Source organism: Bacillus velezensis (genome assembly GCF_001461825.1).
In the GTDB taxonomy this organism is placed as follows: Bacteria; Bacillota; Bacilli; order Bacillales; family Bacillaceae; genus Bacillus; species Bacillus velezensis.
In genome coordinates this window covers 367,941-383,234 of the sequence record NZ_LLZC01000012.1, presented here as the reverse complement: position 1 = coordinate 383,234, position 15,294 = coordinate 367,941, and the positions used below count along the sequence as shown (strand labels likewise).

General features: G+C 45.5%; 13 protein-coding genes. 1 reads left to right on the top strand and 12 read right to left on the bottom strand.

All coding sequences use genetic code 11. From position 1 onward, the window contains the following. Positions 1-12 precede the first annotated feature (12 nt). The 5 genes from AR442_RS06060 to AR442_RS06040 form a co-directional block, all read right to left on the bottom strand. Positions 13-1,971 carry a fructose-specific PTS transporter subunit EIIC gene (locus tag AR442_RS06060; protein WP_014418450.1) on the bottom strand — a complete coding sequence of 653 codons (1,959 nt, stop codon included), beginning with the start codon at positions 1,969-1,971 and terminating at the stop codon, positions 13-15. A 152-nt stretch (positions 1,972-2,123) separates the two neighbouring features. Beyond that, positions 2,124-4,076 carry a mannose transport/utilization transcriptional regulator ManR gene (gene manR / locus AR442_RS06055; RefSeq protein WP_053284935.1) on the bottom strand — a complete coding sequence of 651 codons (1,953 nt, stop codon included), beginning with the start codon at positions 4,074-4,076 and terminating at the stop codon, positions 2,124-2,126. Positions 4,077-4,298: 222 nt separating this feature from the next. Then, positions 4,299-5,216, bottom strand: coding sequence for an MBL fold metallo-hydrolase (locus tag AR442_RS06050; RefSeq protein WP_014418452.1), 918 nt, complete (start codon positions 5,214-5,216; stop codon positions 4,299-4,301). Between the two features lie 46 nt (positions 5,217-5,262). Then, on the bottom strand, positions 5,263-5,745 hold the full coding sequence (gene ybaK / locus AR442_RS06045; protein ID WP_014418453.1) for a Cys-tRNA(Pro) deacylase: 483 nt from the start codon (positions 5,743-5,745) through the stop codon (positions 5,263-5,265). Positions 5,746-5,812: 67 nt separating this feature from the next. Next, the gene (locus AR442_RS06040; protein WP_007408231.1) at positions 5,813-6,697 is read right to left on the bottom strand and encodes a LysR family transcriptional regulator; all 885 of its coding nucleotides are present in this window, start codon (positions 6,695-6,697) and stop codon (positions 5,813-5,815) included. Positions 6,698-6,821: 124 nt separating this feature from the next. Here AR442_RS06040 and AR442_RS06035 point away from each other — a divergent pair, with 124 nt between their 5' ends. Next, complete coding sequence (locus AR442_RS06035) at positions 6,822-8,030, top strand: MFS transporter (protein ID WP_014418454.1); 1,209 nt, start codon at positions 6,822-6,824, stop codon at positions 8,028-8,030. 149 nt (positions 8,031-8,179) lie between these two features. Here the strand turns inward: AR442_RS06035 and AR442_RS06030 are convergent, their stop codons facing one another. The 7 genes from AR442_RS06030 to AR442_RS06010 form a co-directional block, all read right to left on the bottom strand. Continuing rightward, positions 8,180-11,341, bottom strand: a complete 3,162-nt coding sequence (locus AR442_RS06030; RefSeq protein WP_014418455.1) for a bifunctional cytochrome P450/NADPH--P450 reductase — start codon at positions 11,339-11,341, stop codon at positions 8,180-8,182. Between the two features lie 27 nt (positions 11,342-11,368). Continuing rightward, complete coding sequence (locus tag AR442_RS06025) at positions 11,369-11,935, bottom strand: TetR/AcrR family transcriptional regulator (protein ID WP_014418456.1); 567 nt, start codon at positions 11,933-11,935, stop codon at positions 11,369-11,371. A 209-nt stretch (positions 11,936-12,144) separates the two neighbouring features. After that, entirely contained in the window at positions 12,145-12,684 is a 540-nt protein-coding gene (locus AR442_RS06020; RefSeq protein ID WP_007408228.1) for a class I SAM-dependent methyltransferase, read from the bottom strand. A 171-nt stretch (positions 12,685-12,855) separates the two neighbouring features. After that, complete coding sequence (locus AR442_RS20615) at positions 12,856-13,011, bottom strand: hypothetical protein (RefSeq protein WP_007408227.1); 156 nt, start codon at positions 13,009-13,011, stop codon at positions 12,856-12,858. Between the two features lie 172 nt (positions 13,012-13,183). Then, positions 13,184-13,324 (bottom strand): YrzI family small protein, encoded by a 141-nt coding sequence (locus tag AR442_RS19835; RefSeq protein ID WP_003152787.1) that lies wholly within the window; start codon positions 13,322-13,324, stop codon positions 13,184-13,186. A 389-nt stretch (positions 13,325-13,713) separates the two neighbouring features. Further along, positions 13,714-14,514 (bottom strand): formate/nitrite transporter family protein, encoded by an 801-nt coding sequence (locus AR442_RS06015; RefSeq protein ID WP_007408225.1) that lies wholly within the window; start codon positions 14,512-14,514, stop codon positions 13,714-13,716. A gap of 267 nt (positions 14,515-14,781) precedes the next feature. Further along, positions 14,782-15,150 (bottom strand): Na-translocating system protein MpsC family protein, encoded by a 369-nt coding sequence (locus AR442_RS06010; RefSeq protein ID WP_007408224.1) that lies wholly within the window; start codon positions 15,148-15,150, stop codon positions 14,782-14,784. Positions 15,151-15,294: the final 144 nt, after the last annotated feature.

The window sequence follows — 15,294 nt, the reverse complement described above, 5'->3', positions numbered from 1 at the left end:
TCATCCCCCGCTTTATTCGATTTCTTCCAGAAGCTCATACGCCTCTTCTTTTGTCTGAACGGAGAGCAGCCTTTCCCGATAGCTGTCATCCATCAGTTTTCGGGATAACATCTGCAATATTTTCAGATGCTGATTTCCGCCGCTTTCCTTCGGTACGGCAATCATAAAAATCAGTTTTGCATCAGAACCATCAAGGCTGTTCCAGTCAACACCCGAACGTCTTATTCCGAATGCGACACCCGGCGTTTTGACGGCTTCAGACTTTCCGTGCGGAATGGCGATATTCATACCTATCGCCGTGGTTCCCTGCTGTTCCCGGCTCAAAATGGCCTGCTTAAATCCGCTGTCAGACAGCAGCATACCTTGACGGGACATTTTCTCGATCATTTCATCGATAATGTCATCCCTCGTTTCGCCGGATAAATGCGGTTCAATCAAGTCCGTACTGATAATGTCAGTCAGTTTTTTGATTTCGGTCATCCCGGCTTTTCGGCTGTCAGCCTGAGATGGTTCCTTTGTTTCTTTTGCCGCTGCAGCTTCATTTGGTGCAGCAGACGGCAGCACCTCGCCGGGCGCGGGGGATTTCGCCATATCTTTCTTCAGTACATTAACCAACAGAGCGGTGACAAGAGAGCCTGCTGTTACAGCGATAAAAAACATCAGTACATGATCTACTGCTCCAAGTACAGCAACGATGGGGCCGCCGTGTGCCACTCTGTCCCCCACATGGCCGATCATTGCTATCACCGAGCCGGTCATAGAACCCGCCATAATACTCGGGATCACTCGAAGGGGGTCTTGGGCCGCAAATGGAATGGCTCCTTCCGTGATACCGAAAAGGCCCATCGTAAATGATGCTTTTCCCATTTCTCTTTCTGCGGCGGCGAATTTTCTTTTTCCTAAAAACGTCGCAATCCCAAGCCCTATCGGCGGTATACAAATGGAAACGGCAATCGGGCCCATAATTTCATAATTTCCTTCTCCGATCATTGCCGATCCGAAAAGAAAGGCCACCTTGTTTACGGGTCCTCCCATATCAAAGGAGATCATCGCTCCTAAAATCAATGCCAGGAGAATTGAGCTCGAACCTTTCATTCCCGCAAGCCAAACCGTTAATGATGCGAAAATATGAGCGACGGGGGCGCCGATCAGAAATACAAACGCCAAACCGACGATCAGTGAGGCAAACACCGGAATAATAATGATCGGCATAATCGGCTGTATTGCTTTAGGAACTTTACATTTTTTGATTCCAAGCGCCGCATATCCCGCCAAAAATCCCGCAATGATTCCTCCAAGAAATCCTGCGCCGCTTGCACTGTCGTAAAAGCTGCCGGATGCCGCAATATATCCGCCGATCATTCCGGGGACAAGACCCGGCTTATCAGCGATGCTGAACGCGATGTACCCGGCTAAAATCGGGATCATGAATGAAAAAGAAGCACTGCCGATCTGTTCAATCGTTTTCCAAAAAGACTCGTCCGGAATGACTAAGCCCTTTGGTGTTTTTTCTCCTCCAAGCGTCAATGCAACCGCTATCAATAATCCGCCGACGACAATGAAAGGAACCATAAAAGAAACGCCGTTCATTAAATGACGGTAAATCGGGTTTTGTTTTTTGCCCTGCTGACTTGCGGATTCAGCTTTTGAAGCAGATTGATAGACCGGCACTTCACCGCTAAGCGCTTTTTGAATTAATTCTTCCGGTTTGCGGATGCCTTCCTGAACCCCGACGGCCAGCAGCTTTTTTCCCGCGAATCGGTCTTTGTTCACCGAACGGTCCGCCGCGATAATGATTGCGTCCGCTTCCCGGATTTCCTCTTCGGTCAGCCTATTTTCCACCCCGATTCCGCCCTGGGTTTCCACTTTGATCTCAACGCCTAATCTGCCGGCTGCTTTTTGTAAATTTTCAGCAGCCATATACGTATGGGCAATGCCGTTCGGACATGATGTAATCGCTAACAGTTTCATATAAATCCTCCTTTGCAGTCTGAATTTCAAGATCTTGTCTCAACTTTATACTGAAATCAGCCTGTGATAAGCGCGTTTTTTTACCATAAGTTCCGGAAATAACGGCATTTTTCCCTATAAACAGAAAAAAAGCAGGGAGCCATTCCCTGCTTTTAATAGTTTAAATACGATAAAAACGTCATTACATTTTTTTCTTCCGTCAGTTTTTGAATAAATGCCGGCTGCTCACTAAGATAGGAAAGCTCACTGAATAATTGCTTTACCTTGTTTTGATCTTTGTGTTTGACGGCAAGCATAAAAACGAGCGACACCTTTTCCGTCCCCCACTCAATCGGCTCTTTTAAGGTGGCGATTGCAATGGCTGATTGTTTGATATATTTAGAGTTCGCGTGAGGGATAGCAATACCCGCCCCGATATTTGTCGCCGACATTTTTTCTCTCATTACTGCATGAATGCCATACTCTTTTTCTACATAGCCTTTTTCATACAAAGCCTGCGCCAGCTTTTCAATGACCTGATAACGGTGCTCTGTCTCTTGCTGTAAAAAAACGAGAAACGGAGTCGTGTCGTTCAGCATTTTAAACGTTTTTTGCTCCCGGCGATGTGATGTATCAAGCTGTTGCATAAATGCGCTGAGCTTCTTTTCATCAGCAGACTCCAAAAGCGGTGATACGACAATATGAGGGATCGTTACATTTCCAAGCCCTATCGTAGAAATGACGAAATCTATATCTTTATGCTTTTTGATATACTCTTTCAGCTCCGCTTTTGCGATACAGTCTTTTACCGTAATGTGATGAAATTTGCGTTCAATTTTAGTCCGCAGCAATTGCGACATGCCAATGCCCATATGGCAGACGATGATCGTCCTTTTAGGGTTATGACTGCTTCGGCGCAGCCGTTCGATCGCTGCCTGAAAATGCAGCGTCAAATAGGCTGCCTCTTCTTCAGGAATACAGAGATCAAATGTTTGATTGATGTCTTCTAAAACGTCAATGATAAGATGAAACAAATAAGGGTACATTTTTTTGATGTCGTGAAGCATGGGGTTTGAAACAGAGAGATCATAGCTCAGCCGCTTCAACACCGGATCGAGATGAATGTTCAATCCGTTGATCAGTTCCTGGTCTTTATGAAAATCCAGCATTTGCAGTTCTGAAACACAGTTGATCAAATGCCTGACGACTTTGGAAAGCTCAGAATCTTCAAGATCAAGCTTCTTTTCTTGCTGCGATGGATAGCGGACTTTCCCGCCTATTATATGTAAAGTTAAATAGACGGCTTCTTCCTCAGGAAACCGGATGGCAAATACCGGCTCAAGCCGTTTTAAACAAGCCAGTGTCCATTCATATTCTTTCTTCTTTTTTACCGCCTCCAGCTGTCTTGCAGAAATGGCGACCGGCTGTTTCATTTTGATACGGCGGATCGTCAGCAATGTATGCAGCAGCAAACTTTCAAATGTTTCATCCGTAAAATAGATAGAATGGTTTTTTTGTAATAACTTGATTTCTTTTCTCACAAAGTCCGCTTCATGACTTAAAAACTTACTTTTTATAAATTGGCTTGTAAATTCCGCATTATCAATCAAATCTGAAATTCGCGCCAATGCTTTTCTTTTGTTTTTTTCGTCCCCTTCAATCTTTAAGCCGAGCCGCTGTTTAGATACCAGCGTGAGATCAAATCGCTTCAGCCACTCTTCAACCGCACTTACATCCTTTTTAATGGAAGCTCTGTTTACAAAATGCTGTGCGGCAATTTCTTTTGCGGAAACGGGCTTTGAATTCATTAATAAATCATAAGCGATGTGAAGTATTCTTTCTTCATCGGTCTTGTGCCTGCATGTAAAGTGCTCATTATAAATTTGCCGGCTTAACCGTGACCTTTCCTGTTCAGATATATGTAAATAGATGCCTAATCCCGGTTTGCGGATCAGCTGAGCTTGAGCATGTTCATTCAGGAAATCTTCAATCGTTTTCAAATCATTCCTGATCGTTTTTTCAGAACAGCGGACCCTGTCTGCGAAATCTTGCACAACTAAGTAGTCATCAGGTTCAGATAACAACAGATACAAAATCTTTTTCTGCCTTGAATTCATGTATTTCATCTGTTTTTCTATCCTTCCTGTCCATTTCTGCTGAAGCAATTGTGATAGGTTAAATATACTGCACATACGAAACCGTTTTCATTTTATAGTGAAACAAAAGAGTAAAAAGTTTTGTTTTTTACCGCAGGTTCCGGAAAAATCATGTTTTATACAGAGCTATTCACATGACAATAAAACACCAACCGTTTTTAAACGATTGGTGTCGGCAGCGAAAACCTGCTGTTACAGCCAAAATGTTTCGCCAAGCGCTAATGCTTTCAGGTTTTCAGGAGGTAATGCAAGCCGGTCCCACTCGCCGTGCAGTCTGCTTAATGCTTCCGGGCCTGTATCATCAGCAAGCCGGAATGCCCCGTAATGCATGGGAATGAAGCTGTCAGCCTTCAGCTCCAAAAACGCTTTCACGGCGTCTTCCGGATTGATATGTGACACTTGCATAAACCATTCCGGTTCGTATGCTCCGATCGGCATCAGAGCCGCCTTAATACGAAACCTCTCTCCGATTTCTTTAAAGCCTTCAAAATAGCCTGTATCTCCTGCAAAATAAATGGACTCGCCGTTTTCGCTTTCTATGACCCAGCCTCCCCAATGAGAGGTATCGGTATCCCAAAGCGTTCTCCGTGTCCAGTGCTGGGCCGGAACAAATGATATATTCACCCCCCGCATCTCAAAACGATCCCACCAATTCATTTCATGGACCTTTTTGCGGCCTTTTTTGTTGAACAGCTTTTTCAGTCCCGCAGGCACGTAAAAATCCGGGTTTCCTCTCAGTTTTTTTATACTCGGAAAATCAAGATGGTCATAATGCCCATGTGAAATGAGCACGGCATCAATGTCGGGCAGTTCGCTCAATTCATATCCCGGCTCTGTCAGCCGTTTTTGAAAACCCATCCGCCGCGCCCATACAGGGTCGGTCATTATGTTAAGCCCCTGTATTTGGATCAGAAATGAAGAATGGCCGATCCATGTTATGGCGGTTTCCGTCCGATTGACGGCAACATCACGGACATCCCTAGTGACCGCTTTCGGAATGTTCTCGCTTAAGTCTTTACTTTTCTCTCTTCGTTCTTTCATCCATTTCAACATGTCCCTGAATCCATGTTCATTCTTCACGCCATTCAAGTTTTCATATCTTTTTTTCATTATCATTCTCCCTTGACACGTGTATTCCATTAGATTCATCGGACATTTATACAATGTCTGTAAATACCGCCCCGCTTGCTTCGGCTAAATCTTGAGGCGCTGCTTTCAGCTGCATTCCGATTTTCCCCGCACTGACGATCATAAACTCCAGTGTTTCAGCGGATCTATCAATAAAAGTCGGAAACCTTTTTTTCATGCCGATCGGAGAGCAGCCGCCGCGCATATAGCCGGTCACTCCTAAAAGGTCCTTCATGGCAATCATTTCTATTTTCTTCTCACCTGCCGCCTTCGCAGCCTTTTTCAGATTCAGTTCTTTTGCAACGGGAACGGCAAAGACGTAATAACGATCAGTTCCTGCAGATGCCACTAAGGTTTTATAAACATATTCGGCAGCGTATCCGATTTTTTGTGAAACGGAAAGACCGTCTGCGGGCTGTCCCCCTTCTGTTTTGTAACCTAATAGCTCATAGGGAATGTTTTGTTGCTCAATGATACGGACAGCATTTGTTTTCACTGTTTTTTTCGCCATGGTTTTCCTCCGTTTTCTGTATTTCTATCTGCTTTATTTTCAACTTCGATTTTAATAAAATGACCGCTCAGTTGCGTGCTTTGTAATACTCAAGTGCAAACTGTTTAAAACGCTCAGCAGCGGGAGAGAGAGCATGGTTTTTCAGCTGGGCTAACGCTATGGTGCGTTCGCATTGGTAATCTGCAACCGGAAGAAAAACGACCGGAAAGTATGAATGCTCCGCGGTTTTCGGCAGCACTGCAGCCCCCAGACCCGCGGCGGTCAGCCCTAATATGGTTGACACTTCCTCTCCTTCAAATGCGAGATGCGGGTGTATATTCAAATCCCGGCACATCAGATCAAACATATACCTCAGTCCGTATCCCGGTTTAAATCCGACAAAATCCTCGTCCTGCATCTCTTTCATTTGAATGCTTTTATTTCCTGCAAGCGGGTGGTTCTCAGGTAGCACCGCATAAAGAGGTTCTTTCTCCAGCACTGTCCATTGTAAAAGCTCGCTGGGAAGCGGCGGGGAGCTGAGACAGATATCCGCATCTCCCGTTTCCACCATTTTGCGAAGCGTTTCATTTGCGCCTTGATAAAGCCGGAAGGTCACGTTTGGGTATAGCTTTTTAAATTCGGCAATCAGCTGAGGCATTAAACGCAGCCCGAGCGTATGAAGAAAAGATACAGATATTTCGCCGTGTTCCAGGCTCATATTCTTTTTCACTTGTTCAACGCCTTCATTTAAAGCTCGTCTCGCTTGTTTTGCTTTTATTAAGAACTGCTCTCCGTGCCTTGTCAGCCGGACTGCTTTTGTCTCTCTGTAAAATAACGGCGCGCCTAATTCTTCTTCGAGCCTGATAATCGATCGGCTTAATGCCGGCTGAGAAATCATTCTTTCTTTTGCCGCATTTGTGAAATGCTGATGAGTTGCCGCCGCAATGAAGTTGTCAATTTGATGAAGCTCCATTTTCTCCTTCTCCCCTTTCTTCATAACCTTCACGCATTAATTCTATAGTTATTATAAATTAGACACATTGAAATGAAAAGCGTACGATACATATATAACCAACAGTGAGAAAAGAGGGACATTCATGACGTTTATTCAGCCTCATACAAAGGCTTACAGAAAGGCCAGCTTGGCTCTGTTTATCAGCGGCTTTGTGACCTTCGCCACGCTTTACACGACACAGCCGCTTATGCCTTTGTTTTCGGAAGAGTTTCATATTTCCGCTGCGGCTGCCAGTTTAACTTTATCCATCTCAACAGCCGTTTTGGCATTTTCATTATTGGCCGCCGCTTCGTTGTCTGACGGATTCGGCAGAAAAAAATTAATGGTGCTGTCGTTAACAGCTACATCTGTTTTAGGTCTATTAACAGCGTTCAGTCCGGCTTTTCCGGCGCTTTTGGCGATGAGGGCGCTGCTCGGTATTTTCCTGGCAGGCGTTCCGGCTGTCGCTATGACATATGTAGGCGAGGAGTTTGATCCGCAGGGCCTCGGGAAAATGATGGGCTTGTATATCAGCGGCACAAGCATCGGGGGAATGAGCGGCAGGCTGTTAACGGGGCTTCTGACCGATGTATTCGGCTGGCGGCCGGCGCTTGCCATCATCGGCATTCTTTCTATTGTATTAAGCTATTTGTTTTGGCGTTTTCTTCCGGCTCCGCGCCATTCATCTCAGCGGCATGCGGGCGTAAAAGCGGCATGTAAGGAATACGGAGCGGTTCTGCACCGCAAACGGCTGCTTTTGTTAATATCTCTGGGATTTATATTAATGGGGAGTTTTGTGACATTATATAATTATATCGGCTTTCATTTAATGGCGGCTCCTTATCATTTGTCGCAGACTGTGATCGGTTTTATTTTTATTGTCTATCTCGCGGGAACGTTCAGCTCTGTCTATATGGGGAAAAAAGCAGATCTTTTCGGAAGCGCAAAAATGATTAAGATTGCGATTTTTGTTATGCTTGCCGGCGCAGCGGTGACACTTTTGCCCCAGCTTGCGCTTAAAATCGCGGGGATTGCCGTCTTTACCTTCGGCTTTTTCGGCGCGCATTCGATCGCAAGCGCCTGGGTCGGCCGCGCAGCCGGTGATCAGCGCGCGCAAGCCTCTTCATTATATCTGCTTGCATACTATATCGGTTCAAGCGTGGCAGGGTCTTGCGGCGGTTTCTTTTGGACGCATTTTCATTGGATCGGTATCATTTCATTTATTTCGGTTTTGCTATTAGTGTCTTATCCGGTTTTATTTCTGGCGGAATTCAGAAAAAAGGGACATAGCCGCCTGCATGTAAATCAATAAAAACATTAAAGATTTGTGTCTTTTGTCCGATACTAAAGTTAAGGCCGGCACGATACTCCCTATAACTATTCCTTTTGATTCAGTAGATTTCAAATATCGTGCCGGCTTTCTTCAATTAAAAAACATTCTTCAGTTGTCTCACTCTTCTGTTACATACCTGCCCAAACATCTTTCGCATATCTTCCTTCCGCCTGCAGCTGTTCAAGCCAATTCAAGGAAACTTTTGAATCAGTGTTATGCACCTTTTCATACGCCTGAAGCAGTACATTTTCTACGGCCGGAGCCATTTTGCTTCCGTCGCCGCATATATAGAGATGGCCGCCTTGGTCAAGGAGAGCAATAATTTGTGCAGCCTCGCGAAGCAGGACATCCTGTACGTAAACTTTACAGTCCTGATCTAATCTGGAATACGCCCGATGCACGGTGACAAGGCCGTTTTTCTCCGCATCGTCGAATTCATCTTTGTACAGATCGTCTTCTTCAGGATGCCGGCAGCCGAAGTATAAATGAGCTTCGCCCAGGCTGTTACCGGACATTTTTTCGGCAGCCCGCGCCTGGATAAATCCCCTGAACGGCGCAATTCCTGTGCCTGCTCCGACCATAATGAGAGGCGTTTTCGGATTTTCAGGCAATGCGAAACCCGACTGCGGCGAGCGGATGAAACAGACGGCAGGATCGCCATTCTGTAATCCGGCTAAATAGTTCGAAGCCACGCCCCGGTATTCCCCACGGCCGCTCCATGCCGGAGCCGTCACAACGCCGACCGTGATACTGAGCTCCCCGCTGGCTGCCTTCGGTGAGCTTGAGATTGAATAATAGCGCGCCTTTAAGGATGGCAGAAGTTCTAAAAAGCGCTCAAACGGCAGTTCACATGCAGGATAATCTTCCAACAGGTCCAGCATGGTCATTCGTTTTTTCAGCACGTTTTCTTTATATGCCGCATCATCAGAATAAAGATGCTCCAATTCTTTTTGGTGCGGCGGGCACACGGTATGTGCGGCAAGTTCGCGAAGCTGGGCTCTCGTTGCCGGCTCCTGCAGCTCTACATAGGACGCCAAAAGCTCCGGCGCATTAACCGGCCGGTCCATCGGCAGATGAGGCAGCTGCCGGCCCTTGATCTTAAAGTGCTGGTTCGGATCAAGACCGAATCGGCGAATGACACGGCTGATCAGTTCCCCGCTGTTTTGCGGAAGCACCCCGAGATGATCTCCTTCCTGATACGTTTCTGTTTCGGGGAGACGCAGCTCAATATGCCGGACTGAGCGCTTGCTGCTTTCGGTATGAAGCTCTTTGTTCGTGATGACCTCCGCCTCAAATGCTTTGTACGTTTTGGCAATCGGCGTCTCGGCTGCTTCACTCACGTATTCGATTGATAACTGTGATTTGTTTGTCTGTTTTGGAGCGGCCTCTATATGAAAAGCCTTCATGATGTCCTTCCAGAATGAGTCTTCCCAGGCTTCCTGACTGTACTCAAAATCATCGGCATTGTCGCCCTCCCCGATAGAGGTCAGCCGTTTTGCCCCTTTTTCTTCAAGCACTTTGTCTATCAGGCGGGGGATCCTCTGGTAAGTGGCGGCCCAGTTGCGGTCTCCGCAGCCGAAGACGGCGTAAGAAACACCCTTTAATTCCTGATCTTCAAGGGTTTCCATCCATTTCACAAAACCCGCCGCATTATCAGGCGGCGCCCCGTTATAAGAAGCCGTAACAATAACGACCGCGCCTTTTACAGGCAGTTTCCCGGCATAATCATCGAGCGGTCCGGTTTCAGTTGAAAATCCTTTGCTTCTTCCGATATCAGCCAGCTCTTCCGCGATTCCTTCCGCAGTTCCTAAATTTGATCCGTAAAGAATGAGAAGCGGCGTTCCGTGGGACGGGATTTCTTTCATTTCTTCTTTGTGACCGCTGCCTTCAGCTTTATGGTTTTGTGCGGACTGCTGATTGGACACGTCCTTGTTTTTCACACGGATTTTAAAATCACCGGGCTTAATGGTTAGAGCTTCTTTAATCGTAAGCTCATAATCAGTATGATCAATCAGTTCAAAGTGTTTCAGGACAAGGCCGAGCACCATTGTCGCTTCCTGCAGGGCAAACTGCATCCCGATGCATGCGCGCTGTCCGTTTCCGAACGGCTTATACGCATCTGCCGGAATGGCCGCGGGATCACTGAACCTTTCCGGGCGGAATGACTCGGCATCTTCTCCCCACGCACTTTTATCCCGGTGCAGCTGCGGAGTCAGAATCGTCACCGGCTGTCCCTTCGCAATCGGATATTTCCCGCCGAGAACCGTATCTTCCTTCGCGTACAGAGAAAATGCCGGGGCAGTCGGATACAGCCGCAAAGTCTCGTTTAGCACCATGCGGATATATGTCAGCTGCTGAATCTGCTTATATTCAGGTGTCTCTCCCGTCAGCACCCGCTCGGCTTCCTGAACGGCTTTTTTCAATTTATCTTTATTTTTCAGCAGGCAATATATCGCAAAAGAAAGCAACCCGCTTGTGGTTTCATGCCCCGCGATCAAAAAGGTAATGATTTGATAACGGATATTTTCATCATCCAGCCTTTCCCCCGTTACAGGGTCTTTCGCTTCAAGCATCAATGCTAAAAGGTCAGACAGATTTTCATCCGGATTTTCCCTCCGCTCAGCGATGATCCGGTCTACAAGCGAATTCATCTCTTCAATATCCTGCTGGAACTGATGTCTCGTTTTGATCATCAGCTTGTCCTGCAGGCTGTGTCTTTGCGCTTGGCGCATGGCCTCCTGCAGCGCACGAAGCATACTTGTGATAAAAGAATGCTGTGTGTCGCGGTAAAAGCTGTTAAAGCGGTAATGAAATCCGCACAGGCCGATTGTATCCAGCGTCAGGCGCGTCATATCTTCGGCGACGTCAATTTCTTCATTCGGATTTAATCTGCTCCACTTCTGCACGAGCTGCATGGCAATATCCAGCATCATTGAATGATAGCCTTTCATCGCCTTCTGGCTGAAGCTCGGCAATAAAATCCGATGCGCTTTCTGCCAGTTCTTTTCGTGAGTCCAGCTCGTAAATAGTCCGTCACCGCCAAATTCACGGACTTTCAGCAGAGCTTTGCTGAGATTTTTGTCAAATCGCTTTTCATCACAGACTTCTGCGGCGAGCTCGCGGCCTGATACGAAGACCCCGACAGAGCTCGGAAATTCAAAACGAAAGATCGGGCCGTATTCTTCGGCAATTTTCCAAAGCGATTGTGACAGTTTTTCTTTTTCCAAGTGAGGGAGATTTTTGAGAGGCCCGTATGTTTTCGGCTGCGGTATAGCGCTTAGCTGTTTCATATCGATCTTCCTTCCTTCGGCGTATAATTAATGAGTTCTGATGGCATCCCAAGAACATTGTTCCAATTCTTTCAGAAACGGTTTTGTTATTTCGACGCTTCCCGTCCGGACAAGCTGATAGAGTTTGAGATATGCCCCGAGCAGCAGCGCCATCAGCACATTGGACGGCAGATTGCGGAGCACACCTTCAGACTTGCCGCGCTGAAAAAAGACGTCAAGCATCTGTGTTATTTCATCAAGAAGCTTACGGCTCGTTTCATTCAGAAAGTAGGCGTCCTTATTCGTTTCAAGAAAAAACAATGCATACTCACTTTCCTTCGTAAAATCAATCAGACAATAAAACAGATGATGAAACCCTTCTCTTACAGATATCCCCTGAAAGTCCGTTTTGACTTTTTTCATAAAACGCTGCGCACTTTCCTGATACAGTACGTTCACAAGTGTCTCTTTACTGTCAAAGTAACGGTAAATTGTGCCGGTTCCGACATCGGCCTGAGCGGCAATCATCGGAATCGTCGTTGCGTCAAATCCTCTATCTGTAAACAAAGTAAGCGACGCTTTCATAATGAGTTCAACCTTGTTTGAAGCTGTCATTTCATCCCCCTTTCTAAATGCGGAATGAATATTCATTCCGTTTGTTCAAAATATTTAAAATGTACGGTCATCTGATTACCATTGTATAAGAAAAAAACTTTTTTTAATATAAAATATATGTGAAATAACCAAAAATAAGGAAATATGCCCAATTTCACAAAAAGAGCTGCAGTGACTTAAGCAGCTCTTTTTATTTCCCAAGAAATATTCTATTTAATGGCAGTAATAAAATGGAATGAATCTCTGCTGACAACTGAAATATCTCTGAAATGCTGATCATAGAGCACCTCAATCACATCCTTCTCACTCATCCGCGAAGGTTTCAAAACCATATAGAAACACCCGTCAATTTGAAGAACGCGATACACTTCTTTACATGCTGTCCGGTAATCGCTGACTGTTTCAGCAGTATGTAACGAGAAGACTTTATGAAAACTGCGGTCGCGGAACGGTATGCTTTCCGGCCTTCCCTGCTGAATGTTTCCGAGCCCGGCTTTTATAACCGAACGGTTTGCGCGCTGTGTTTTCCGTATTTTACGTTTCGATGTTTCTATGCTTTTAAGACTGCCCTTTTCAAGCTGTCCGATGATTTGTTTAAACATTGAGCCGTTTCCGGTCCCGATTTCCAAAATGCGGTCGTATTCCTGTATGTCCATCAAGATTTGCTGAATGACTGACTCTGCCGGTTCTGATGCAGCAAAGTATTTCGCGCGCATTCGTTTTAATGCTGAAGATGTATGTTGCAACATTGTATAACACCCGCTTTTCCATTCCTGTGATTTATTATTCAGAAATAATATTACCTCGTATTAGTATGAGGTACTAACTAGACGCACTTCTCTTCATGAACGTTTCGATTTATTTGAAATTTATATTTGTTTTCATAAAAAAAGACGGAAAACGTAGGTTTTCCGCCTGCTCTAGTACCAATAATACGGTGCTATATATCTTGTCTGCCGGGAAAGCGCCGCCATTCTCTGCCGGCGGTACGGGTTGCCGTAGCCGTGTTTAAATGAATGGGGCATTGACGCATACCCGTGCCCGATGGATGGAATTCTGTTCTGACCGCCCTGCATGCTATCACCCGCTAACCAATTTTTCTTTCTTTACCATGGTATGCAGGCCGTCTGCGACGTGACAGCAGCATCCTCGCTAAACCTGGTCCTTCTCCATTGTGTAATGATTCAGCAGTTCAATTCTGAACATGATGATCTCCTCCTTCTCCTCCGTTTTGGCCCTTCGTGTCCGTTAGTTCATATAAAAATGTTTCAGCTGGCGTTCTTTCGCTTCATTATAAAACTCTTCGACCTGCTGTTCTCGTTCATACTCTTCCGCACTTTTAAAACGCTTTGAAATGGTCAGTGTTAAAAAGAAAAGATTAATGGTCATTATCGCTCACCCCCTTTCAATATCCGCACAAGCGAAAATAACCCGCAGCAAAGTTCATATGCGCTGCGGGCAGACTAAATCCGCAGACAAAAGAAGACGATGCTTCTTTCCCTGCGGGGAGCTGCGAATGTCCTGATACTCCGAAATTAACGTGCTTGACGGGCAGAGGTTAAGGAAGGACACGAACTCTTCCACAGGCTGAATCGGTTCAATTGTAGATTTTGATTGCCGTTTAACGTCGTCATGTGATTCAACCTCCCTTTGCTTTTTTCTTACTTTGTAAGTATATCCATCAACTTCCATTTTGTAAACATTTTTTTCAAGATTTGGACGGAAAATGTGCTGGCATTCCGCTTCAATTGTCCGTGTTTTCCGGCATCTTTCTTACCTCAGGAAACTCTTTTCATCCCTTGCTTTTTCTGATCTTTTTTTGAATATGCAATAAAATAAATAAGGCCGACAAACACTGCCCCGCCGATGACATTCCCGATAAAGGCCGGAATGAGATTGCCAATCAGATCACCCCACGAAAAAGAACCTGCAAAAATCGCAGCCGGGATGATAAACATATTGGCTACAACGTGCTGAAAACCAATTGCGACAAACGCCATAATCGGAAACCATATACCCGCGATTTTTCCGGCTCCGTCTTCTGCGCCGAAAGAAAGCCAGACGGCCAAACAGACAAGCCAGTTACAGCCGATCGCCGAAACAATAACTTTTCCAAACGGCATATCCAATTTGCCTTGTGCGACCGCAATCGTTTTTTCCAAGTAAGGTCCTGTTTCGGTTAATCCGACAACATGTCCGAAAAAGTAAGCGACAAACAGTGCGCCGACAAGATTCATCAACGTCACGATCACCCAATTTTTCACTAATGCACCGGCGGATATTCTTCTGGAAAACAGCGCCATGGATACCGACATCATATTTCCCGTAATCAGCTCCGCGCCGGCAAGAACGACGAGCACCAATCCGATGGGAAACACGGACGCCCCGATTAAACTCGACAGGCTTCCCCATTCTTTCGGAAGGTCGCCGATGACACGGATATCAAGCAAATAACCGAGTGCGATAAACGCTCCTCCCAAAAATCCTAATACAATCAGTGCTGAAAGCGGTGAATGCACCTTTTTTACCCCTGATTCGACCGCAAGCTCCGCTATTTCGTCCGGTTTACGAAAAGCCATAATAACCCCTCCATTTAACAATTCAGCCCGCAGTTTCCAAAGACGCCTAACAAAAAAGGCAGCATTCAACTAACCCGTCTGAAAAAACGAGGGTTTGAATGCTGCCTAACTTGTATGCATACCCATACACCAATATCAAGCAGAATGAAAATATGCGGTATAGAATATGTACAGATCATGCACACATTCCATAAAAAATCGTCCTTAGGCCACTGCCGGCAGTTCATATCATATCAAATGTGACAATTTCGTGTCAATTGAATATTGTCAGCTTTTGATTTCTTCTTTATGCTCTTCAATTGAGCGGTCAAAGACAAACACCGATACAGCAATATTTTCCTCTATTTTTATATCTGAAAACAGATGCACCAGCTTTGCTCCGATGAGCTCTTCCATTCCGTCAGGCGTTTGTTTTGAATACAGTTCCTGAATTAAGCTGGTCCGCGCCGCATGAACCATTTCTCTTCCTTCAGGCGTGCGTGCGATAAACTGCTCACTTGCGCTTAGATTGCCGTAAAGTGTAGATACCGCCATGTTATCCACAAAAACGGTGTGAATTCGTTCAGGCCCCTTTCCAAATAATTCTTTGCGCAATTTCCGGATAATATCGTTAAATTCATGAATTTTTTTAGACATATTGTCCCCTCCGATTTTAGCCTATGAAAGACATTCCCGGTTCCCCTTTGTGACATTTCACCTGGTTAAAGTTTTCCTTTCGTATTGTATTATAATAAATATCACCTTATAATAAAAGCAGTGAAGATGGATTTGTAATAGGAA